This window comes from Flavobacterium sp. TR2 (assembly GCF_025252405.1).
Lineage (GTDB): Bacteria > Bacteroidota > Bacteroidia > Flavobacteriales > Flavobacteriaceae > Flavobacterium.
Genome location: NZ_CP104307.1, coordinates 1,370,662 through 1,391,889, shown reverse-complemented (window position 1 = coordinate 1,391,889; position 21,228 = coordinate 1,370,662). Strand labels below are relative to the sequence as shown.

Here is a 21,228-nt window from a genome sequence, read left to right as displayed (position 1 = left end):
GCGTTATTGCGGTTGCAAAGATATAACAGAATTTCATTTCTGCAAGCGTTTTTATAAAAAAAATGAAATTATTTTTTAAAATATTATCCAAAGTTTTGTTTTTCAACTAAATATGTAGTCAATATTTTTTCAAAATTATCGCCCACATTTACCGAAACGTACTTAATTTGGTTCTTCGCACAGGTTAAAGCTAGGTTTTTAAAATAAGCTTCCACCCTCTTTTCGTATTCCTCTTTTACGTTATCTGCAAAAATAGAAACCTCATCCCCCGATTCTAAATCGATGAATTTTCGAGGCGAATTATCAAAATCAAATTTCAATTCGGTTTCATTATCAACTACATGAAACAAAACTACCTTGTGTTTATTGTGCTTAAGATGCTGCAGCGCGCTGAATAGTTTCTCATCGTCTTCAGTCTGAAACATATCTGTAAACAAAATAATCATCGAACGGCGGTGCATTTTCTCGGCAATCTGATGCAGGTACGTAATCGTATCTGTCGTTTTTTTGACTTTTGGCTGAACCAATAATTCTTCCAATTTGTTTAAAAGCATTCTGTGATGACGGTCGCTCCCCTTTTCTGGAGCGTAGTATTCGTATTTATCTGAAAAAACGCTCAGCCCAACGGCATCACGCTGCTTCTTTAAAATATTCATCAAAACTGCCGAAGCCAAAACTGCAAAACCAATCTTCTTTTCATAAAAAGGCTGATTCGATTTTAATTCAGGATAATGCATCGATGACGAATTATCTACAATCAAATGGCAGCGCAGATTGGTTTCTTCTTCAAAACGTTTGGTATACAAACGATCTGTTTTAGCAAATAATTTCCAGTCGATATGTTTGGTGCTTTCTCCTGCGTTATAGACTTTATGCTCGGCAAATTCCGCCGAAAATCCATGAAAGGGACTCTTGTGCATTCCAGATATAAAACCTTCCACAACCTGATTCGCCAGCATTTCAAGATGCTGAAAACTGGAGACTTTCTCTATTTCCGATTCAATTTTCATTCGGTTTCTTTTTTAATATTTTGCGCTTTATAAAGCAAATCTGTCGCCATAAATAATTTGCGCTTCAAGATCGGACTAAAATTAGGGTTTTCTTTTAAGAATCGCTGCACTTCATCAAAAGCAAATTTAGAAGAATACTTCCCAATCGTATTGTCCAGCCAATCTTTCGGAAAGAAAATATCTCCTGTGCGCTGGATTTCTTCTACCAAATCTAATGAAAATCTGATATACTTTTGTGCACTTTCCTGACGAAGCGGATGATTTACATTGGCCAAACCAACAGAAACCCAAGATTCTTTTTCGCGATTTGCATCGTCTTTTAAAGATTCTATAAAAGCATTTCGCACCGATTCTTCTTTAGACAAGGATGGAAGCAAAAATTCAAAACGCTTTTGTTTGTCTGGATTTGAGATTGACGTTCTGGTTTTCTCCAAAATCTCATCGGCTTTTGGATGTTTGAAAATAGCCAGATTCATAGCAATATTGGTATAATCGTCTTCGTTTAATTTCAAATTCGGAATCGAAATTTCTCGGTTCCAGACTTTATACAAAGTGGCTTTTGCCGAATCTGAATACGCAACCGAACTAAACAATCCAAACAATGTCTTTTTAATATTGGAAGATAAATTAGCCTGCAAACGTTCATACAAAATCCCTACAAGCTGTTTTTGAACTTTATTTTGCTGTTTTTCAGTCAAGAACCTCCAATAAATAGCATTTAAACTTCCGGCCGCCATTCTCAAAACCAGTTCATTTTCTTCTAGTTGAATTCCTCTGAAATAACATCTAAATGCATCATCGGGCGAAATTTTTCCAATAAGCATATTTTCGTAAAGATTGCTGTACGCCGAAGCTCTTGCCACTTCATCTTTTAATCCTCCTATATAATTTAAATTATTGCCGTCAAGCGGAAAAACACCGTATCCAAAACCATTGTAATTATAAATGATTGTCAACGGTTTTTCAAGTCCGATTGCTTCCTTAATGACTAAGTTTTTATCGGTAATATTTGCCATGATCACTTTTACATCATTGGCATAAACTAGCCCAATCTGAAAAACCTGAGGCCAAACATTATTAGATTTATCTTCTGCTTTTTGTTGAATTTCAAAACTTTTAATTCGGTTTTGAGCGTCATACTCGATTTTATCTGAGAAAATAGCTCTTCCAGATTTATTAACCCAAACTTCGCTCCATTTTTTCATGTCGAACGGCGTTTCGGCATCCAGAAGTTCTACGAGATTATTCCAATCTGCATTGTCATTGGCGTATTTCTGAATGTATTTTTGGATTCCTTTTTGGAAAGGCTCTTTTCCCATTGAAGCTTCTAACTGACGCATCATAATTGGCGCTTTGTTGTAAATCATTGCGCCATAAAGCGATCCTGCATCTTTCAAATTTGCCAAATGCTGTCTGATGGGATGCGTCCCTAAAGATCGATCTTCCGCGTAAGCGCTCGGATAATGCGCGGTGAAAAACTGCAGATTATGATTGACTTTCGGAAAAATCGGATTCATGATTTTATCGGCCATGAAATTGGCAAAAACCTCTTTCATCCAAACATCATCAAACCATTTCATCGTTACCAAATCGCCAAACCACATATGCGAAGTTTCGTGAGCAATCAATTTGGCGCGGTTTAATTTCTCGCTGTCGGTCGCGCTGTTGTCCAAAAACAAAGTCGATTCTCTGTACTGAATGGCACCCACGTGCTCCATTCCGCCGTATTGAAAAACGGGAATTGAAGCGAAATCTAATTTTTGAAATGGGAATTTATAATTGGTATATTTTTCTAAAAATTTTAACGACTGCTGATGTAAATTGAAAATTGTATCGACACTTGCTTTTATTTTATCAGCGCCATTTTCACGATAAAGCATTGTCATTTCCATATCTTCTGGCTTTTGCGTCACACTGTTGAATTTTCCCGCTACAAACGAAAACAAATACGTGCTCATTTTATCAGATTCTCCGAAAGCATACCAAGTAAAATCGGCTTTTTCAATTTTCTCTTTCACATCGGCTCCAGCCAAAACTTTCCAATCTTTAGGAACAGAAAGACGAAGTTTATAGGTTGCTTTCAAATCTGGCTGATCAAAACACGGAAACAAAGTACTTGCCCGATCTGGAACTAAAAGCGTGTACAGAAAATCATCGTTTCTATTTAAAGATAAATTTCCGGCAATGAATGAAATCCCGATTGTATTTTTTCCTAAAATCAAATCTTCAGCGGGAATTACGATGTGTCCTTTTTCATGAACAATGGCACTATTTTTTCCGTTTGCTTCAATTGTTTTGATGTTTTGGGATTTCTCTTTAAAATCTAAATACAAAGGCTGGCTTATATCTAATAAAGTCGCTTCTAAAACCAATTTAGAAACAATATCTTCGTTTTTCTGCTTTGGGATCTCAAATGAAAGCTCGTAATTGACAGCAGAGATCTGGTGTTTTCTAAACTGAGCCAATTGCTCTGAAACACCATCTTCCAACACAAGATTTCCTTTTGGTTTTGATTGCGAAAATCCTATCGCAATCATCATAAAAAAAGCAAGAAAGGTGTAGAGAATTTTCATTTTTTGAAGGGATATATGATTCGCTAAAATAACAAATGCGTCGATTTTTTACAAACAATTACTGCAACAATATTGCATTTAAGAATAAGATTTCTATATTTGCAACACTATTGCATTAACCTGTAAAAAAATCTCATCTAGAAGTCAATCTTCACGAATGAAAAAGAAACTTAAATTTATAAATCTCTTGATGCCTTTGATCGTATTGTTCGCAATACTTTTTCCGGCTGTCCATTCGTATGAGCATATTCTGGATACTCACAATTCAAAAGAGAAAATTGAATTCTCGGTTTCAGAAAAGCCACAATTCAAAGCAAAACTTCATTCTTTTCATAAATGTTCGATTTGCGATTTTAAATTTAGCGCGGTTGGTACATTTGAATTCAATGCTTTTCAGTTTTTCAAGAATAATCCTGTTGTAAAACACGTTAGCTTTTATAGCAAACCGCATTTTGCGTTTTTTAAGGGCTCTTTATTTTCTCTTCGAGCGCCACCTTTTTCACTTTAATTTTTTTGTGTTTCCGATTGTTTTGCAATTCGGCTATTTAATTGTTTTTATGATTTCAAATCTAAAAACATTCAAAAGCTATTTCATTTATTTTAGGCATTTAATGCAACATATTAATATTGAAATAACTTTTTCTACACAAAAAAACTTCCAAATTTTTATCGATTAACACATTCAGCACTAAATCCTTATTCAGGTTTCTAGTTATTGCTATGCTGTTTGGCTAGAGAAAAGATATATGTCGCCTCTCTGAGGCTTTTGTATAGCTCATAAATTCTTTTCTATAAACATTTAGTCCATCTGGTACTTAGCCAAATGCCGAATTTCCCACCAATATTCTGTCTTGCTGGCAGTTGAATATTGAAATCACGATACCCTTTCGTAACCCAAATACCCTTTATAAAATGATCAAAATCAAATCAGAAAAAATGAAAACAACAAAACTCATTCTGGCTTCGCTCTTTGCTGCAATTGCTTTTACAAGCTGCAGTAATGACGACTCAGAACAAAAACAAACTACTCCTAAGGTTGATAAAATTGAACTGGGTCTTAGCAACAGCGAAACGGCAACTATTGGCGCAGATTTTCACTTTAATGCTGAAGTAACTGCTGCTGACAAAATCGAAAATGTACAAGTAAAAATTGTGCAGAAAAGCACCGAAACATATTCTAAAAACTGGTCACACGAAATTACCTGGACGCAATATGCAGGTGCAAAAAACGCAACGGTTCACAAACATTTTGACATTCCAGAAGATGCTGCCGAAGGAAAATACGACTTCATTATTATCGTAAACGATCAGAACGGAAGTAAGCTAGAAGTAAAGAAAAACCTAACGATTATAAATCAGAAAATATGAAAAATCTAAAGTTTCTATTAGGCGTTTTGACTCTTGCCTTTATAACATCTTGCTCAAGCGATAATGCAGAAATCGACACTGAATATCCTGTAATTGACATAACACAAAATGCTTTTCCTATCCAATGCAGCACAATTAAACGCGGACAGACCTCTACTTTCAAAGCTACTTTTAATGACAATGCCGAATTGGGTTCTTATAGTTTAGACATTCACCACAATTTCGACCATCACACGCATAGCACAGAAGTCAATACCTGCGAAACCGAAGCGGTAAAAACCCCAGTAAAACCAATGCTTTTCATCAGCAATTACACTATTCCAAACGGCTTGAAAAGTTATGAGGCTACGGCACAAATCACTATTCCGACCGATGTTGATCCCGGAGATTATCATTTTATGATCCGCTTGACGGATAAAGAAGGCTGGCAAACGCTGAAAGGCTTAAGTATTAAAATTTTATAAGATCAGATTAATGAAGAATGCCCTATCCATGTATTGGAAATATTGTTTTTTACTCCTCAGTTTATTGATTCCAGCAGAAGCTTTTTCGCAAAATAAGTCTTCAGAAAAGAAACCAGAAATTAAAGAACTTGATGAAGTTTTAGTCCGCGGAAATTCTGGTGAAAAACGCAAAAAAGAAGAGTCGCTGAATATTGAAACAGTCAACAGCAGTTTTATTCAGCGCAATCTTGGCGGAAGTTTAATGCAGTCTTTGCAGAAATTGCCTGGCGTTAAAACCATTTCGATTGGCTCTGGAGGCTCAAAACCGCTTATTCGAGGTTTGAGTTTCAATCAGGTTATTGTGGTCGAAAACGGCTTGAAACATGAAGGCCAGCAATGGGGTGCCGATCACGGACTGGAAATCGATCAATATGCTGTCAATCGGGTAGAAATTATAAAAGGCCCTTCTTCATTCATCTACGGATCTGATGCTGTAGGCGGTGCGATAAATATTAAACCGCTGCCGCTTCCATCTCAAAATTTTGGCGGAAGCGTTGATCTTACTGGAAAAAGCAACAATGCGCTGTTTGGAAGTTCGATTAATTTATTTGGAAGAAACGAAAACTGGTTCTTTGATTCTCGCGTTACCACAATGGATTACGGCGATTATCGCGTTCCGACCGATGTGGTTCATGTGTATAGTTATGCTGTTCCACTGTACAAAAATCATTTGCGAAATACGGCTGGACGCGAACTTGATTTTCATTTGAGTACAGGCTATTCGGGAGAAAAGCTAAAATCTGTTTTTTATTTCAGCAATGTGCATACAAAAAGTGGCTTTTTCGCGAATGCGCACGGACTTGAACCCCGAAATGTTGATCTGGAATTGCACGACAAATCGAATCGTGATATTTTGATGCCCTATCAGCAAGTCAATCATTTGAAAATTAGCAACACAACTTCTTTTCCGTTGGGAAATCATGCTTTTGAAACGCAGATTGGTTTTCAAAACAACTTTAGAAGAGAATGGAGCCATTATGTAAATCACGGCTATATGCCTCCTATTTATCCTGAAGATATGTATGCCCCAAAAGATTTGGAACGCCAATACGATAAAAATGTTTGGTCATTTTCTGCAAAAGATGAATTTCGATTGAATCGCCATCTGATTACCGTAGGAACCAATATTGTTGGGCAGGAAAATGCCATTGGCGGATGGAGTTTCTTGATTCCAGCTTTCGCGCAATTCAACGCTGGTTTATTTGCTTACGATAAAATGGAACTGAATGAAAAATGGTTCCTGCATGGCGCTATTCGTTACGATTACGGAAAAATTAAAATGAAATCGTATTACGATTGGTTTCAAAGTCCCGTTACTGAAAACAATCAGACGGAATTGGAATATTTACAGCGTTCGCAAGATTTAACCAAAACTTTTAACAGTTTTACGTGGTCTGCAGGAATCAATTATAATCTTGGAAATCTTTTGTTAAAAGCCAATTTGGGTTCAAGTTTCAGAATGCCGATTGCCAAAGAACTGGCGTCAAATGGTGTAAATTATCATTATTTCAGATTCGAAAAAGGAAATCCGAATTTGGATGCTGAGCGTTCGTATCAATTGGATTTGGGAGTGGAATGGAATCAGCAAAACTGGTCTTTTCAGCTGACGCCGTTTGTGAATTATTTTCCAAATTTCATTTATCTGAATCCAACCTCAGCTCATGACATTTATTACGGAGCAGGAAATCAGGTTTTTGAGTATGAGCAAAGCAAAGTCTTTCGCTATGGCGCAGAATTGCAGACACGTTATTATTTCCTGAAATCTTTAAGTGCAGAAATTGGTGCCGAATATCTTTATTCGGAACAAAAATCAGGAAGCAAAAAAGGCTATACGCTTCCGTTTTCTCCACCGCCTTCTGTTTTGTTCGGATTGAATTATGAACCTCAAATTCTTTTTCTGAAAAATCCTTATTTCTCTGTTGATTATCGTTTTACGGCGCAGCAAAGTAATATTGTTCCGCCTGAGAAAAAAACGGCTGAAAGCCATGTTTTTAATCTGGCTTTTGGCTCAAAAGTAAAAACGGGAAAGCAGGATATCAGCATCAATATTCAGATTCAGAATTTATTCAATACGAAATATTTAAATCACACCAGCTTTTACCGGCTTATCGAACTTCCTGAAGCGGGACGCAATATTATTGTTTCTATGAAAATTCCGTTTTTGATTTCACGATAAGCAAACCATTCAAAAATCAATTATTTACAAATTTTAAATCCTTTATTACAATGAAAAACAAATTTTACAAACTGCTATTTTTATTTGCTTTATCGCTTTTTGCGGTTTCGTGCAGCAACGACGATGACAACCACGACGATCACGATCATGATCACGACACTACCGAAGAACATACATTTGTTCGAGTATTGCTTTCTGACGAAAAAACTACAGAGTTAACGCTTTTTGATCCGCACGAAGATAAAATCAGTTCTTTTACGGCAAAATTTGCTAAAGCCTCTTTGTACACAACAGAATCTGGCCGTTATGCAGGAATTGTCCATAGAGACAATAATTTTGTAGAAACTTTTGACAGCGGATTGGAATTGCACGGCGATCACATCGATATTGATAATGTTCCGAAATTTGGAATTTTAGCGACAAGCGCATTAAAACCGACCCATTTTAAAAGCAAAATTGGCGAAATCCTAACTTTTAATGATGGCGATGGAACTCTTTCTGTTGGTAAAGAAGCCGATGTAAACAAAGCTGGAGCAACTTTCAAAACGATAAATGCAGGCTTATTGGCGCATCACGGCGCAATGGCCACATTTGCAAACGGAACTTATGCGATTACGGTAAAAGATAATTCTGTTGCGGGAACGCTTCCTGAAAAAGTAAAAATTATTGACAATACCGGAAAAACGCTTTTTGATGCTAAAATTGCAACAAAAGGAATCCACGGAAATGCTTCAGACGGCGTTTATGCTGTTTTTGGTTCGTCAAGCGGAATTTTGGTTGTAGAAAGTAACGGAAACCAAAAACTAATCGATCATCCAGAAGATTTTGGAACAGCTTGGTTTGGGACTATTTTAGAAACGGCTTCGGCTGGAAAATTTATTGGATACACAGCTGCAAAAGGCGCTTATTTAATTGATGTTGTGGCTAATACCGTAAAACCAATTATTGCGAATACAACCATTATGCAATGCAAAACGAGTTACGATCGTAAAAAACTGGCTGTTTTGTTGCATTCTGGAGAGTTCAAACTTTATGACATCAATAGTTTGCAAGCGGTGAAAGAAACTAAAGCAACTGCAGAAACAGCTACAGACGCTACATTAAAACCTCAAATGGCAGTTACAGATCGTTTTGCATACATTACTTCGCCAACTACGGGAGAATTAGTACTGGTAAACCTTGCTACATTAGCGATCAAAAAGACCAAAGTTTCAAGCACGCCTTATATGATTACCGTTTTGGGTTATGAAAATAGCGAAACTCACAGCCACTAATTGATTTTAAAACAAAATAAAAAGGTTTTCTGCCACAAATTTCACGAATTAACACGAATTAAATTTGTGAAAATTTGTGAAATTCGTGGCAGAAAAAAACAAACCCAATAAAAAAGGTCCAACTTTCGTCGGACCTTTTTTATATTAATCGTAATCTAAGATTACAATAAAGCGTCTAAACTATCTGCGTAGGCTTGTTTCGGAGCTACTCCTACTTGTTTTCCTACTACTTCACCATTTTGAAACACCAAAACGGTTGGTATGTTACGCACACCATATTTTGCAGCAAATTCTTGGTTAGCATCTACATCTACTTTACCAACAACTACTTTACCAGCGTACTCTTCGCTTAATTGGTCAATGATTGGACCAACCATTCTACAAGGACCACACCATGCTGCCCAAAAATCTACCATTACTGGTTTATCTGATTTTAAAACTACTTCATCAAAAGTAGCATCTGTTATTGCTAATGCCATAATATATTAAGATTAAAATTAGGTCTGAAATATTAACTCTCAAACTACAGTACAAATTTAAAAATTTAAAATAAATCAAACACCATTACTAAATTAGTTTTCATTATAAATGTATTGTCAATAATTATAAACTGTATAACGCTAAATTTACAATTTATTTACTTGAAAATCAAACCAATAAACTTTTTAGCATTTTTTTAGTATCTTTAGTATATCCAAAAATACGATTAACATGAAAGAAACTTTATCTAAAACAAAATCCTTTCTGCAATCTGATTCTTTTAAAAAATATGCCAAACGCTTTGGTTATTTTATTCTTGGCTTAATCGCGATTCTTCTACTTGCCTGCGGAGGTCTGTCGATATATTTCAACCGAAATAAAACCGAAATTATTGCTAAAGTCAATACCAAAATCAACGAGAATATAAATGGCAAATTTCATATTGGCGATTTTCATTATAAATTTCTAACGGGTTTCCCAAACTTTACTTTGGCGCTGAATGATGTCGAAATAAAAGACAATCAATGGCAGAGCCATAAACATACTTTACTGAGAGCCAAAGAAATAGAAGCGCGTTTGAACATTTTGAGTTTATTGAAACATGAAATCAATATTCATAAAATCTTAATTAACGACGCCGATATTTATATTTATAAAGCCGAAAACGGTTATTCTAATGCCAATATTTTTAAACCTAAAAAAAAGAAGCCTCAAACCGATAAAGAAAAACCCGAGACTACAATTGACGAAGTAAATCTCAACAAAGTTCATGTTATTATTGACAATCATCTGGGACATAAATTATTTGATTTTGATGTGGCGAGTTTAGACTCAAAAGTAAATTATGAAGATGACAGCTGGCAAACCAATCTCTATTTGAAAACCAAAATAAATAGTCTCGCTTTTAATACCGTACATGGAAGTTTTGCCAAAGAAAAAATTCTTGAAGGCAATTTTGATATTTCTTATGCCGAAGCCAATCAGAAAATAGATATTAAAACCAAAGGGCTTAAAATTGGTTCTGATACTTTTGATATTATCGCTTTCTTTAATATCGGAAAAAACAATTCGCTGTTCGGAATCAATATCGGAACGGATATTTTATGGCGAAATGCTTCCAATTTATTATCGGCAAATATCAGTTCGAAACTCAACCAATTCGACATCAAAAAACCGATTAAGGTAAACTGCGACATCAAAGGCGATTTGAATGTTGAAGGCGATCCGAAAATTGTGGTGCAGGCGGATATCCGTGATAACGAATTAACGATACCTGATGGTTTGTTTACGAATTGCAGTTTTAAAGGAATTTTTACTAACACTTTTAAACCCGAAAAGGAATCCAGCGATCCGAACTCCGCTATTATTCTGAACAATTTTAAAGCCGAATATCAAAGCATTCCGCTGACAATTGCTCAGGCCGTTATCAATAATCTAGAAAAACCCATTGCTACGGGAGTTGTAAATGCCGATTTTGACATTTCGAAACTGAACGGACTGATGAATGAAAAAATGCTTCATTTTGAAAGCGGTCATGCACAAGCCAATTTAAAATTTCAGTTTGATATTGTCGATCTGTACATCAATAAACCCAAATTTACAGGCGATGTTGATATTGCTGATGCTACATTCGATTATATCCCGAAAAGCATTCATGCCGAAAAAACTGCCGTACAATTGTCTTTTACGCAAGAGGCACTTTACATTAAAAAAATAGCTTACAAACACAAAAAGAACATTATTCGCATTGACGGAAAAATCGATAATTTCTTGAATCTCTATTACGATGCACCAGAAAAAATGGTCGTAAATTGGAATATTTATTGCCCAAATATTGACGTAAAACAGTTTTTGGGGGTTCTAAAAAATTCTCCGAAGCAAAAAGTCGCAATGAAAAAACCAGTTAAACAGAATGTCAATTTTACGAACCAATTAAGATCAGTAATTGAAAAATGTACGGCAGTAATTAATCTTAAAGCTGATAAAATCACGTATGGCGCGCTTACGGCAACCAATACGCAGGCTACACTGCAAATGCTAAATTCTAAGATTCTGCTTAAAAACGGAACACTGCAAACTTCTGGCGGAAGCATAAACTTTAGCGGTTCTGTTGAGCCAAGTGGCAATCGGTATGTTTTTACTTCAAACGCACAGGTAAACCGTGTAGATATTGCGAGCTTTTTAAGATCTTTCAATAACTTCGGAATCAAATCTTTTAGTCCGAAAAACATTCGAGGGCGATTAACCAGTAATGCCAATGTTGCTGGTTTAATGAGCAGCACGGGCGATTTAATCATGAATTCGATGAAAGGAAAACTCGATTTTAATGTTAATCAAGGTGCTTTACTCAATTTTGAACCGATTATGAAAGTCGGCAAATTTGCTTTTCCGTTTCGCGATGTAGAAAATATTACTTTCAGCGATTTATCGGGTTCGCTCAATCTCCGCGGAGAACTGGTCGATGTCAATAAACTCACCATAAGTTCCAGCGTTCTTAACCTAGACGCTGAAGGCGTTTATTCTTTCGGCCGAGGCACCAATCTCGCACTTACAGTTCCGCTAAGAAATTCTAAAAACGACGCCAAACTCGCCACCAAAGAAGAACGAAAAGCCGTTCGAGAAAAAGGAATCGTCCTGCATTTGATTGCTTATGATAACGAAGGAAAAATGAAGGTTAAGTGGGGGAAGAAGGATAAATCGTAAGCAAATAATCGTCTTAGTCGAATCCTGCTTGTGGAAAACTTAATTCCTTGTTTTGGATTATTATTCATAAATTGCACTACTAATTTTAGCGCAAAATGACGGGAGAAGAAAAGATCAACATTGATGAATTTGACAATAAAAAATTTAAAAATCGCTTTACAGAAGAAGACGATAATAGAAAAGCCGTTGTTACACATTATCTGCACAATTATCACAATGGCGTTAAAGATCATTTTGAAGAAGAAGCTGCCCAATACATAAAACAAATCGTTGAATATAAAAACGAAGAAGAAAAATTAGACATACTTGAAGATACTGCTGTACAGCAATTACTTTTTGAAGTGGAAGATGTCCCGTTTCCTACTCCCGAAAATTACACTTTTAAATTTATCGACCTTTTTGCAGGAATTGGTGGTTTTAGAATTGCGTTGCAGAACGTAGGGGGAAAATGTGTTTATACAAGCGAATGGAATGTAGATTCACAAAAAACATATCGTACTAATTTTGGAGAAGTTCCATTTGGAGATATTACTAAAGAAGTTACCAAGAATTACATTCCTGAGGATATTCAAATTTTATGTGCGGGATTCCCTTGTCAAGCTTTTTCTATTGCTGGAAATAGAAAAGGATTTCAAGATACCAGAGGCACTTTATTTTTTGATGTAGAAAAAATTATTGAAGCCAAAAGACCGAAAGTAGTTTTCTTAGAAAATGTAAAAAATTTAGTTTCTCATGATAAGGGTAATACTTTTAAAGTAATCTTAGAAATATTAGAAGAAAAACTTGGCTACAAAGCATATACTAAAGTTTTAAATTCTTCTACGCACGCTAATGTTCCGCAAAATAGAGAGCGTATTTTTATTGTAGCATTTGACAAAGAGCAAGTACCAAATCATGGAGATTTTAAATTTCCTGAGCCTATTCCTTTAACTAGAACAATCCATGATATTTTAGAAAAAGGAAAGCAGGCAGATAATCTTTATTACAAAAAAGATCACCAATATTATCCTGAATTAGAAAAAACAATAACTTCAAAAGATACAATATATCAATGGAGGAGAGTTTATGTTAGAGAAAACAAAAACCAAGTTTGTCCAACTTTAACAGCTAATATGGGAACAGGAGGACATAATGTGCCTTTAATTCTAGATGATTATGGTATTAGAAAATTAACACCTAAAGAATGTTTTGCTTTTCAAGGATATCCAATGGATAAATATATTTTACCAAATATTGCCAATAGTAAATTATATATGCAGGCTGGGAATTCAGTAACTACGCCTTTAATTGAAAGAATTAGTCAAGAAATTATAAAGATTTTACGCCCATGAGTATTTGGGAGAAATATTCCATCGAACAACAAAATGAGTACATAAAGTTTTTACAAGTTTATGGAGCATTATCAAACCTCTTTCGCCAAAAGCAAGGAGATTTGATTCCGTATCTTGATTCTAAATTTCAGGAAACTGTCTTTACAAAAATTTTTAATAGTCAAAATGTTGATATTGGAAATACTCCGCATGACGTACTTTCAGTATTTGGTGATGAACGTATCGGAATTGGCTTAAAGACCTGGATGGGAAGTAAGCCATCTTTTCAGAAAGTTATGCAACTTAAGCGTTATCAAAATGATATTAATGAATATCGTAGCGACTTACATTCCTTAGCATATAAAATTTCTGAGATTAAAAATCAGAGAATGCAAAGTGATTACGAACGATTAGGACTATCTGAAGACAAAAACATATATCATTACATAACACGTGATCAAGGTGTTTTTACTATTAATGAATGTGCATATCCTTTAATTGATGTACATAAAATTAAAGATTTTAATGCAACATCATCCGCTTTATCTTGGTCTGATGGAAACAAAGATTATAGATATACATTTGCTGATTCTCAAATATGGCAAAAATTTGACTCTGACAAATACAATACTATAACACTCAATAAATTTGATGTCAAAATTATTGAGGATCCATTTTCATTTTTATTGCAAGCATATTTCAATCTTATTGAAACGACAAAAGTTGCAGAGCCAGATATAATTGAAGCTTACTTACCATTATATTCTTATCAATCTAAAGAAGTAGAAGAAAAATCTGGATTAAATGCTTGGAACGCCGCGCCTAAAAGCAAAGGAAGTAATATTCCTAGACCTTTAAATGAAATTTACGTCCCTATTCCAAGAGAATTTCATAAAAAGCACCCTGACTTTTTTACATCCAATATTTTTGAATTTGAAAGAATTAAAGAAAACTACAAAGGTCCTTCTGATGAAAAACCTGAAGTACGTTTTTCATTAAAACTTCCAAATGGAAAAATAATTCCTGCTTTAGTTACCCAAGACAACATGAAAGGTTTGCAATCTGGAAGCAACACTTTAAAAGATGAAAATGGAAAAAGATTTGGACAATCTGCATTAGGCCAATGGCTACTTGTAGATGTTTTAGGCCTTAAAGAAAGAGAACCTGTTACTCGCAAATGGTTAGAAAAGAAAGGAACAGATTCTGTTCGTTTGTGGCGAAACAAAAATGATTATACCGTAATTAATATTGACTTCGCTCCTATTGGCTCTTTTGAATTGTTTATGAAAGACGAACCTGTTCCGATGGATGAAGATAACTTTATGGGATAAAAACGCAATAATCTAAAAAAATGGAATGTCTAGAAAAGAAAGAAAAAGATCAATTTAACTACTGGGCTTTTATAGAGAAATATTATCCCGAATACTCCAGCTGTAATAATGTTTTACTAAGTGATATTTTAACCAGAAAACTTGAAGGAGAAGAAATTTGCATTGAAGATGAAGAGTATATTAAAGATTGGGATGTTAGAAACAAATTATTAGAAATTGATAAAGAATTGCTTTCGAAAGCTTTCGAAAACTATTTTAACACCATTCGTCAAAAAAGTAATCCATAAAATATAATCAAACAAAAAAGCCACTTTCCCAGTGGCTTTTTCTCATTTCTTACTCAATCCCCAAATAAGGATCAAGAATTTCTGCTAATTTATTCAACCAATAGAAACTATCTTCAAGGCTTATGTTTTCTGGTTGCAAAAATCCATCTTCTCTTATGGCATTTAATGCAATTAGGAAATTTACTTGCCTAATGGTTTTTGCCATACTTTTAGAATCGATTGAATTGTTGAAGAATTCAGTTAACCTCAATTCGGTTTCTTTGGAAAGGGTGTTTGTACTCATAAGTCTGAAAGTTTAGAGAGTATAAAACCCGCATGGGTTAGCTGCTCTACGCCTTTCAGAGCGTTGCGGCTGTTTCCAATACCGCCAGCATACCGTGCGGGCAGAAGTTTTGTTTTGTTCATAATCTGAAAGTTTAGAATTACAAACATACGAAACAAAACATTAAATTGTAAGTTTTTTCTTTATTTTAAAAATAAAATACTATAAGTATATTTTCTCCAAATCGAAATTACGAAATTGAAAAATAAATCGTTTAAAATTTCATAATATTTCCTTAACTCACTTGTCTTTTTCCTCTAAAATGGATAAGTTTGAGAATGAATCATTAAATTTTATTTGTTATGAAAGTACAAATCAACACCGACAAAAACATTGAAGGAAGTGCAAGATTAGAAAGCTATTTTTCTGGAGAAATAGAGAAAAGCTTAGATCGTTTTCAAGATAAAATTACTCGCGTAGAAGTTCACTTTGGAGACGAGAATGGAGAAAAGTTTAGCTTGCATGACAAAAAATGTGTGATTGAAGTCCGTCCTGTAAAATTACAGCCAATTACTGTTACAGAACACGCCGAAACACTTGAAAAAGCTTTTAGCGGTGCATTGGCCAAAGTCAAAAAATCGTTGACAAACACTTTCGAAAAAATAAAAGCACATTAATTTTTTTTTAAACCATATAAGTGATGTAAGTTCATTTTAAGTTACTGATAAACTTGATATCACAAAAAAAAGCGAAGCACTTTTAGTACTTCGCTTTTTTTGTGTGAAAATCTTAAATTAACTTATATCACTTATATTTTAAAGAGTGACAAAAGGTGCAAAGTGACAAAGTGACAAAGGAAAAAACTTAGAACCTTTGCTACTTTGCACCTTTGTCACTTTTCTATTATTTTGGTAAAGGTGCTCCAACTGCAATATCGCAGCGGTGACCCGGTTTTCCGTGCGGCGGATTCATTCCGTCGGCAACTGTGGCCTCATTTCCTTCTGTGCTTAACAATGCAGGAACTGGGTTTGATGCTGGAGGAGAAACCGTAAAGTTTTGGGTAACTGTTCCGCTTTGAGCCGTATTTGTCGTTGTTGCAGTTGTTGTCGCTTTAGGCGAATTTAAAGGCGCTCCAACAGGAATATCGCATCTATGACCTGGCTGTCCATGTGGCGGATTCATTCCTTTTGCCACCTTAACTGGCGCAACAGTTGTAGTCGTAACCATTTTCTGCTGAGGCTGATTTACCTGTACTGTTTGCCCTTGAGTTGCTTGCACCTGCTGTGTTGGCGCAGAATTTAATGGCGCTCCAACTGCAATATCGCAACGGTGTCCCGGCTGTCCGTGAGCAGGGTTAATTCCTTTTGTATCGCTTAAAACTGTATTTGGGTTTGTCGCAGGGGCTTGCGCCACTGGCGCAGCGGGTTTAGTCGTATCTTTTGCAAGTCCTAACCTTACTAATTCTGAAGTTGCTGTACTTTCTTGTGGTTCTAATTCCTTTTTACAGGAAACGAACAATAGAGAAGTTACAGCTAGTGAACTTATAAGTAATTTTGCCTTCATGAATGGGGTATTTGTATTGATGAATCAAATATAGTGGTTTTTTGAGAGATTAAATGACATGAATATTGTTAATGATAATTTAATGAGGAACAAAGGTACATAGTCATTAGGCATCTTAAAATAAACTTTGCGCCTTGGTGCCTTTGTGGCAATAATTGGGTTTTCTTTAGTTTTCTTATATCGCTTATGGTTCAAAAAAATTATACCTTTAAAGTCAAATAACATATCTTATGAAAAAAACACTTTTACTTCTTCTATTTGTGGCATCTTTTGCAAATGCACAAACCGACAAAAACAAAATTAATCAGACTCTTGATGCTTGGCATAAAGCTGCTGGCGAAGTAAAATATGACGCTTACTTTAATGTATTGGCAGACGACGCAATCTACATTGGAACCGATGCAACCGAAAATTGGACAAAAAAAGAATTTGCCATTTGGGCAAAACCTTTTTTCGATAAAGGAACTACATGGAATTTTAAAGCCTTAGAACGTCATATCTTTTTTGATAAAAGCGGAAAAATTGCTTGGTTTGATGAATTGCTAGACACACAAATGAAAATTTGTCGTGGTTCTGGAGTTTTAGTTAAAGTAGGAAAAGAATGGAAAATTCAGCATTATGTTCTATCAATGACAATTCCGAATGACGAAGTTGATGCTGTAACCAAGATAAAAGCGCCAATCGAAGACGCTTTGATTGCAAAACTTCAGAAAAAATAAAACATTTTACTGTTTTCTTATTATAAACATAACTTTTTGAGCACATTAGAAGCGCTGTTCGCAGATTAATTTTAATTAATTCGGCAAAAACAGCGCTTTTTTGCAACTTTAGAATAAGATACTGTCAAAAAAACAAGCTGTATTTTACAAAATCAATCAAAATAAAACACACACCTCTATTTTAACAGCCTTTAAAACAAGAATCTTTATTTTTTTCTAACTTTGACCCCAAAAAAAATAGGGTTAAACAAAGTATTTTAAAAATGAAAATAGAAAAACGCTGGATTATCTCCTTTATCATAATAAGCGTCGTATGTACGATAGGGGCATTTTGGCCAACAGTTACAGAAAATAGTTATGTTTTATCAGAATTTGGAACTACAGATCATATTGTTCCTGCCGATGTTGCTTGGATGCTTACTTCGAGCTGTCTGGTTTTAATCATGACGCCGGGATTGTCTTTCTTTTATGGCGGAATGGTGGGCAAGAAAAACGTTATTTCGACCATGCTTCAAAGTTTTATCTGTCTAGGTGTAGTTACGCTTTTATGGGTTGTAGTAGCTTTTAGTTTGGCTTTTGGAGAACCAGTTGGGTTTGGTTCGGGCGATCATTTTTACAGCTTTTTCGGGAATCCGACTACTTTTGCTTTTATGGATTATGTTGGCGTTCTGCCTCATAAACAATTGGCCAATACGATTCCGTTTATGCTTTTTGCTTTGTTTCAAATGAAATTTGCCATCATTTGTCCTGCCATTATTACGGGTTCATTTGCAGAACGCGTTCGCTTTATTTCTTATTTAGTATTCATTAGTTTATTTACGATATTCATTTATGCTCCTTTATGCCACGCGGTTTGGTACCCAACAGGTATTTTAGGCAGCTATTTTGGCGTTAAAGATTTTGCTGGAGGAACTGTGGTGCACATGAGTTCTGGTTTTGCTGCTTTGGCTGGAGTTATTGTTTTAGGAAAAAGAAAAAACAGCCAGCATATCCCGACCAATATTCCTTTTGTATTGTTAGGAACGGGAATGCTTTGGTTCGGTTGGTTCGGATTCAACGCTGGATCTGCGCTTGCTGCCAACGGAACTGCTGCAATGGCTTTTGCAACAACTACAACCTCATCTGCCGCAGCTATGCTAACTTGGATTTTCTTTGATAGAATGAACGGAAGAAAAGTTTCTGCTCTTGGGGCTTGTATTGGAGCTGTTGTTGGTCTTGTTGCCATTACGCCTGCCGCAGGATTTGTTTCAGTGCCAGAAAGTATGTTTTTCGGTTTCATCACGGCTTTGGTTTCTAACACGGCTGTAAACTGCAAATATTCTAAAAAATTCGACGATACGCTTGATGTTTTTGCTTGCCACGGTGTTGGAGGAATTATGGGAATGATTCTAACAGCTATTTTCGCTCATGGCGAAGATGCAAGTTTGCTTCACGGCGGATGGAATGTTTTCGGACATCACATGATGGCGTTGGTTTTGGTTTCAATCTTTACTTTCTTCGGAGCTTATTTCTTGTTTAAAGTAACCAATTTCATTATTCCGCTGAGAGTTTCAGAAGAGTCAGAACACATCGGATTGGATTTGTCTCAGCACGATGAATCTCTTGATCCGAAAGCACAGCCAATTACCGAGCCTCATTACGGTTAAAGAATATTTTATTTCGCCACGAATTCACAAACTATTTTTAAAATAAAATTCGTGAATTCGTGGCGGAAAACTTTTTAAATCTAATTACGCTATTTTCATTCGTTTATATTCCTTAATTTTGCCGAAAATTTTTGTAAAAGTGGGAAGTAAAAATAAACTAAAAAGATTCAGAGAAAACGAAACATTTCAAAACGTTTTTCAGCCAACTAGAGAAGAAGTTGTAGGTGATTTAATGCCTTTAAAAGGAAAATGGAATGCTGATTTCTTTAAAAATGACAATCCATTAGTTTTAGAATTAGGATGCGGAAAGGGAGAATACTCTGTTGGATTAGCAGAGAAATACCCAGACAAAAATTTTATCGGAATTGACATTAAAGGTGCCCGTTTCTGGCGTGGAGCTAAAACTGCGGTAGAAAACGGACTTCATAATGTGGCTTTCGTTCGTACTCAAATCGAATTGATCAATCATATTTTTGCTGAAGGCGAAGTAGACGAAATCTGGATTACTTTCCCAGATCCGCAAATCAAATACAAAAGAACCAAACATAGAATGACTAATTCTGAGTTCTTAAAACTGTACAAAAAAATCCTGAAAAAAGACGGTGTTGTAAACCTTAAAACCGATAGCGAATTCATGCACGGCTACACACTTGGATTGCTTCATGGTGAAGGTCACGAAGTTTTGTACGCAAATCATAATGTTTATAAAAACGAAGGAAGCCCTGAAGTTGTAACTTCTATTCAGACTTTTTACGAAAAACAATATTTAGAAATTAATAAGGCAATTACGTATATTCGTTTCAAAATTAAAGACTAACTTTAATTTTGGAACCTTTATCTAACCGATTTAATAGCTAAATGACCTACCTTACTCCTTTACTTTCGGGCTTTATTGCCGCAGCCATCGGGACTATTCCGCCAGGATTACTCAATATGACAGCTGCTAAAATAAAAATGAAAGAAGGAAAAAAGAACGCATTATGGTTTGTAATCGGTGCTGTTTTGATTATTTTTTTTCAGGCTTATGTCGCAGTGTTATTTGCACGTGTAATAGACAATCGTCCAGATGTTGTAACGCTATTGCGCGAAGTTGGCTTTGTCATTTTTTCGATCTTAACCATTTATTTTTTGTTTTTTGCTAAAGATCCGATAGCAAAGAAAAAAACGAAAATCAAAAAGAGCAGCAAAAAAAGCCGTTTCTTCCTCGGAATGCTGCTTTCTGGATTGAATTTCTTTCCAATTCCGTACTATGTTGTCGTAAGCGTAACATTGGCTTCGTACAAACTGTTTATATTCGAAAACTCCATTATCTTAACATTTGTATTAGGCTCTGTTCTAGGCGCTTTTGGAATTTTGTACAGTTACATCGCTTTTTTTGGAAGAATAGAAAAGAAAACCGATTACTTCATGCGAAACATGAATACTATTATCGGGACAATTACCGGTTTAGTTGCCGTTGCAACACTTTTCAATATTTTAAACTACTATTTCGGTTAATTTTTTTTCAGCCACTGATTAAAAGGATTCTTTCCCTGTGGCTCTTAAATTTTTTCATGCAGATTCCGCAGATTTTAGCAGATAAATAGTAATTTTAAAATCCTCATAATTCAATTAATTTGCGTCAAAATAATCATGGCAGAAGAGAATTTTTTTGAAAAAGTTTATGCAATCGCCAGACAAATTCCGTTTGGAAAAGTAACTTCTTATGGTGCTATTGCAAAAGCATTGGGCACAGCTCGTTCTGCAAGAATGGTGGGCTGGGCAATGAATGCGTGCCATAATATGGATGATGTTCCTGCGCATAGGGTGGTAAATCAAAAAGGGCTCTTGACAGGCAAACATCATTTTGATGGAACCAATTTAATGCAGCAGCTTTTAGAAAACGAAGGCATAAAAGTCGTCAACAATCAGATTGTGGATTTTGAAAAGCATTTTTGGAAACCTGAAGTTGAAATTTAAAAACAGTCATGTCTCATTTGTCAGGCTGAGCGGAGTCGAAGCCCACTCAAGTAATAAGCCCTTC

Annotated in this window: 20 protein-coding genes; 15 read left to right on the top strand and 5 right to left on the bottom strand. The window is 35.4% G+C overall.

Going from position 1 to position 21,228, the window contains the following annotated elements:
- Positions 1-83: 83 nt before the first annotated feature.
- Together N4T20_RS06430 and N4T20_RS06425 are read right to left on the bottom strand one after the other, a co-directional pair.
- Positions 84-1,010, bottom strand: coding sequence for a DUF58 domain-containing protein (locus N4T20_RS06430; RefSeq protein WP_260672251.1), 927 nt, complete (start codon positions 1,008-1,010; stop codon positions 84-86).
- The gene (locus N4T20_RS06425; RefSeq protein WP_260672250.1) at positions 1,007-3,583 is read right to left on the bottom strand and encodes a M1 family aminopeptidase; all 2,577 of its coding nucleotides are present in this window, start codon (positions 3,581-3,583) and stop codon (positions 1,007-1,009) included. The genes N4T20_RS06430 and N4T20_RS06425 overlap by 4 nt, the downstream gene beginning before the upstream one ends.
- Before the next feature lie 157 nt (positions 3,584-3,740).
- On the opposite strand from N4T20_RS06425, the gene N4T20_RS06420 reads away from it, so the two are divergent.
- The 5 genes from N4T20_RS06420 to N4T20_RS06400 all read left to right on the top strand — a co-directional run bounded on the left by N4T20_RS06420 (position 3,741) and on the right by N4T20_RS06400 (position 8,904).
- Positions 3,741-4,091 (top strand): hypothetical protein, encoded by a 351-nt coding sequence (locus N4T20_RS06420; protein ID WP_260672249.1) that lies wholly within the window; start codon positions 3,741-3,743, stop codon positions 4,089-4,091.
- A gap of 428 nt (positions 4,092-4,519) precedes the next feature.
- A complete protein-coding gene (locus tag N4T20_RS06415; protein ID WP_260672248.1) occupies positions 4,520-4,951 on the top strand; it encodes a DUF4625 domain-containing protein in 432 nt (143 codons plus the stop codon).
- Entirely contained in the window at positions 4,948-5,415 is a 468-nt protein-coding gene (locus N4T20_RS06410) for a DUF4625 domain-containing protein (RefSeq protein ID WP_260672247.1), read from the top strand. Before N4T20_RS06415 ends, N4T20_RS06410 begins: the two co-directional genes overlap by 4 nt.
- 10 nt (positions 5,416-5,425) lie before the next feature.
- Entirely contained in the window at positions 5,426-7,630 is a 2,205-nt protein-coding gene (locus N4T20_RS06405) for a TonB-dependent receptor (RefSeq protein ID WP_260672246.1), read from the top strand.
- A gap of 50 nt (positions 7,631-7,680) precedes the next feature.
- Positions 7,681-8,904, top strand: coding sequence for a hypothetical protein (locus N4T20_RS06400; protein ID WP_260672245.1), 1,224 nt, complete (start codon positions 7,681-7,683; stop codon positions 8,902-8,904).
- A 161-nt stretch (positions 8,905-9,065) separates the two neighbouring features.
- Here the strand turns inward: N4T20_RS06400 and trxA are convergent, their stop codons facing one another.
- Positions 9,066-9,383 (bottom strand): thioredoxin, encoded by a 318-nt coding sequence (gene trxA, locus N4T20_RS06395; RefSeq protein WP_008466289.1) that lies wholly within the window; start codon positions 9,381-9,383, stop codon positions 9,066-9,068.
- Between the two features lie 232 nt (positions 9,384-9,615).
- On the opposite strand from trxA, the gene N4T20_RS06390 reads away from it, so the two are divergent.
- The 4 genes from N4T20_RS06390 to N4T20_RS06375 all read left to right on the top strand — a co-directional run bounded on the left by N4T20_RS06390 (position 9,616) and on the right by N4T20_RS06375 (position 15,015).
- Positions 9,616-12,087, top strand: a complete 2,472-nt coding sequence (locus tag N4T20_RS06390; protein ID WP_260672244.1) for an AsmA-like C-terminal region-containing protein — start codon at positions 9,616-9,618, stop codon at positions 12,085-12,087.
- A 95-nt stretch (positions 12,088-12,182) separates the two neighbouring features.
- Complete coding sequence (locus tag N4T20_RS06385; RefSeq protein ID WP_260672243.1) at positions 12,183-13,418, top strand: DNA cytosine methyltransferase; 1,236 nt, start codon at positions 12,183-12,185, stop codon at positions 13,416-13,418.
- Positions 13,415-14,728 carry a restriction endonuclease PLD domain-containing protein gene (locus N4T20_RS06380; RefSeq protein WP_260672242.1) on the top strand — a complete coding sequence of 438 codons (1,314 nt, stop codon included), beginning with the start codon at positions 13,415-13,417 and terminating at the stop codon, positions 14,726-14,728. Before N4T20_RS06385 ends, N4T20_RS06380 begins: the two co-directional genes overlap by 4 nt.
- A 20-nt stretch (positions 14,729-14,748) precedes the next feature.
- The gene (locus N4T20_RS06375; RefSeq protein WP_260672241.1) at positions 14,749-15,015 is read left to right on the top strand and encodes a hypothetical protein; all 267 of its coding nucleotides are present in this window, start codon (positions 14,749-14,751) and stop codon (positions 15,013-15,015) included.
- Positions 15,016-15,064: 49 nt separating this feature from the next.
- On the opposite strand, the gene N4T20_RS06370 is transcribed toward N4T20_RS06375, so the two are convergent.
- Positions 15,065-15,298 (bottom strand): hypothetical protein, encoded by a 234-nt coding sequence (locus N4T20_RS06370; RefSeq protein WP_260672240.1) that lies wholly within the window; start codon positions 15,296-15,298, stop codon positions 15,065-15,067.
- Between the two features lie 341 nt (positions 15,299-15,639).
- Here N4T20_RS06370 and N4T20_RS06365 point away from each other — a divergent pair, with 341 nt between their 5' ends.
- Positions 15,640-15,954 carry an HPF/RaiA family ribosome-associated protein gene (locus tag N4T20_RS06365; protein ID WP_260672239.1) on the top strand — a complete coding sequence of 105 codons (315 nt, stop codon included), beginning with the start codon at positions 15,640-15,642 and terminating at the stop codon, positions 15,952-15,954.
- Between the two features lie 226 nt (positions 15,955-16,180).
- Here the strand turns inward: N4T20_RS06365 and N4T20_RS06360 are convergent, their stop codons facing one another.
- Positions 16,181-16,840 carry a hypothetical protein gene (locus tag N4T20_RS06360; protein ID WP_260672238.1) on the bottom strand — a complete coding sequence of 220 codons (660 nt, stop codon included), beginning with the start codon at positions 16,838-16,840 and terminating at the stop codon, positions 16,181-16,183.
- A 230-nt stretch (positions 16,841-17,070) separates the two neighbouring features.
- Between N4T20_RS06360 and N4T20_RS06355 the strand changes: the two genes are divergently transcribed.
- The 5 genes from N4T20_RS06355 (at position 17,071) to N4T20_RS06335 (ending at position 21,164) form a co-directional block, all read left to right on the top strand.
- Entirely contained in the window at positions 17,071-17,559 is a 489-nt protein-coding gene (locus N4T20_RS06355; RefSeq protein ID WP_260672237.1) for a nuclear transport factor 2 family protein, read from the top strand.
- A gap of 263 nt (positions 17,560-17,822) precedes the next feature.
- Positions 17,823-19,205, top strand: a complete 1,383-nt coding sequence (locus N4T20_RS06350) for an ammonium transporter (RefSeq protein ID WP_260672236.1) — start codon at positions 17,823-17,825, stop codon at positions 19,203-19,205.
- Between the two features lie 139 nt (positions 19,206-19,344).
- Positions 19,345-20,022 (top strand): tRNA (guanosine(46)-N7)-methyltransferase TrmB, encoded by a 678-nt coding sequence (gene trmB, locus N4T20_RS06345; RefSeq protein WP_260673095.1) that lies wholly within the window; start codon positions 19,345-19,347, stop codon positions 20,020-20,022.
- Between the two features lie 41 nt (positions 20,023-20,063).
- Positions 20,064-20,702, top strand: coding sequence for a LysE family transporter (locus N4T20_RS06340; RefSeq protein WP_260672235.1), 639 nt, complete (start codon positions 20,064-20,066; stop codon positions 20,700-20,702).
- 135 nt (positions 20,703-20,837) lie between these two features.
- A complete protein-coding gene (locus tag N4T20_RS06335; protein WP_260672234.1) occupies positions 20,838-21,164 on the top strand; it encodes an MGMT family protein in 327 nt (108 codons plus the stop codon).
- Positions 21,165-21,228: the final 64 nt, after the last annotated feature.

Bases quoted from the DNA above. Each gene is read 5' to 3' on its own strand.
- N4T20_RS06430 (WP_260672251.1), bottom strand. From the start codon at position 1,010: ATGAAAATTGAATCGGAAATAGAGAAAGTCTCCAGTTTTCAGCATCTT.
- N4T20_RS06425 (WP_260672250.1), bottom strand. From the start codon at position 3,583: ATGAAAATTCTCTACACCTTTCTTGCTTTTTTTATGATGATTGCGATA.
- N4T20_RS06420 (WP_260672249.1), top strand. From the start codon at position 3,741: ATGAAAAAGAAACTTAAATTTATAAATCTCTTGATGCCTTTGATCGTA.
- N4T20_RS06415 (WP_260672248.1), top strand. From the start codon at position 4,520: ATGAAAACAACAAAACTCATTCTGGCTTCGCTCTTTGCTGCAATTGCT.
- N4T20_RS06410 (WP_260672247.1), top strand. From the start codon at position 4,948: ATGAAAAATCTAAAGTTTCTATTAGGCGTTTTGACTCTTGCCTTTATA.
- N4T20_RS06405 (WP_260672246.1), top strand. From the start codon at position 5,426: ATGAAGAATGCCCTATCCATGTATTGGAAATATTGTTTTTTACTCCTC.
- N4T20_RS06400 (WP_260672245.1), top strand. From the start codon at position 7,681: ATGAAAAACAAATTTTACAAACTGCTATTTTTATTTGCTTTATCGCTT.
- trxA (WP_008466289.1), bottom strand. From the start codon at position 9,383: ATGGCATTAGCAATAACAGATGCTACTTTTGATGAAGTAGTTTTAAAA.
- N4T20_RS06390 (WP_260672244.1), top strand. From the start codon at position 9,616: ATGAAAGAAACTTTATCTAAAACAAAATCCTTTCTGCAATCTGATTCT.
- N4T20_RS06385 (WP_260672243.1), top strand. From the start codon at position 12,183: ATGACGGGAGAAGAAAAGATCAACATTGATGAATTTGACAATAAAAAA.
- N4T20_RS06380 (WP_260672242.1), top strand. From the start codon at position 13,415: ATGAGTATTTGGGAGAAATATTCCATCGAACAACAAAATGAGTACATA.
- N4T20_RS06375 (WP_260672241.1), top strand. From the start codon at position 14,749: ATGGAATGTCTAGAAAAGAAAGAAAAAGATCAATTTAACTACTGGGCT.
- N4T20_RS06370 (WP_260672240.1), bottom strand. From the start codon at position 15,298: ATGAGTACAAACACCCTTTCCAAAGAAACCGAATTGAGGTTAACTGAA.
- N4T20_RS06365 (WP_260672239.1), top strand. From the start codon at position 15,640: ATGAAAGTACAAATCAACACCGACAAAAACATTGAAGGAAGTGCAAGA.
- N4T20_RS06360 (WP_260672238.1), bottom strand. From the start codon at position 16,840: ATGAAGGCAAAATTACTTATAAGTTCACTAGCTGTAACTTCTCTATTG.
- N4T20_RS06355 (WP_260672237.1), top strand. From the start codon at position 17,071: ATGAAAAAAACACTTTTACTTCTTCTATTTGTGGCATCTTTTGCAAAT.
- N4T20_RS06350 (WP_260672236.1), top strand. From the start codon at position 17,823: ATGAAAATAGAAAAACGCTGGATTATCTCCTTTATCATAATAAGCGTC.
- N4T20_RS06340 (WP_260672235.1), top strand. From the start codon at position 20,064: ATGACCTACCTTACTCCTTTACTTTCGGGCTTTATTGCCGCAGCCATC.
- N4T20_RS06335 (WP_260672234.1), top strand. From the start codon at position 20,838: ATGGCAGAAGAGAATTTTTTTGAAAAAGTTTATGCAATCGCCAGACAA.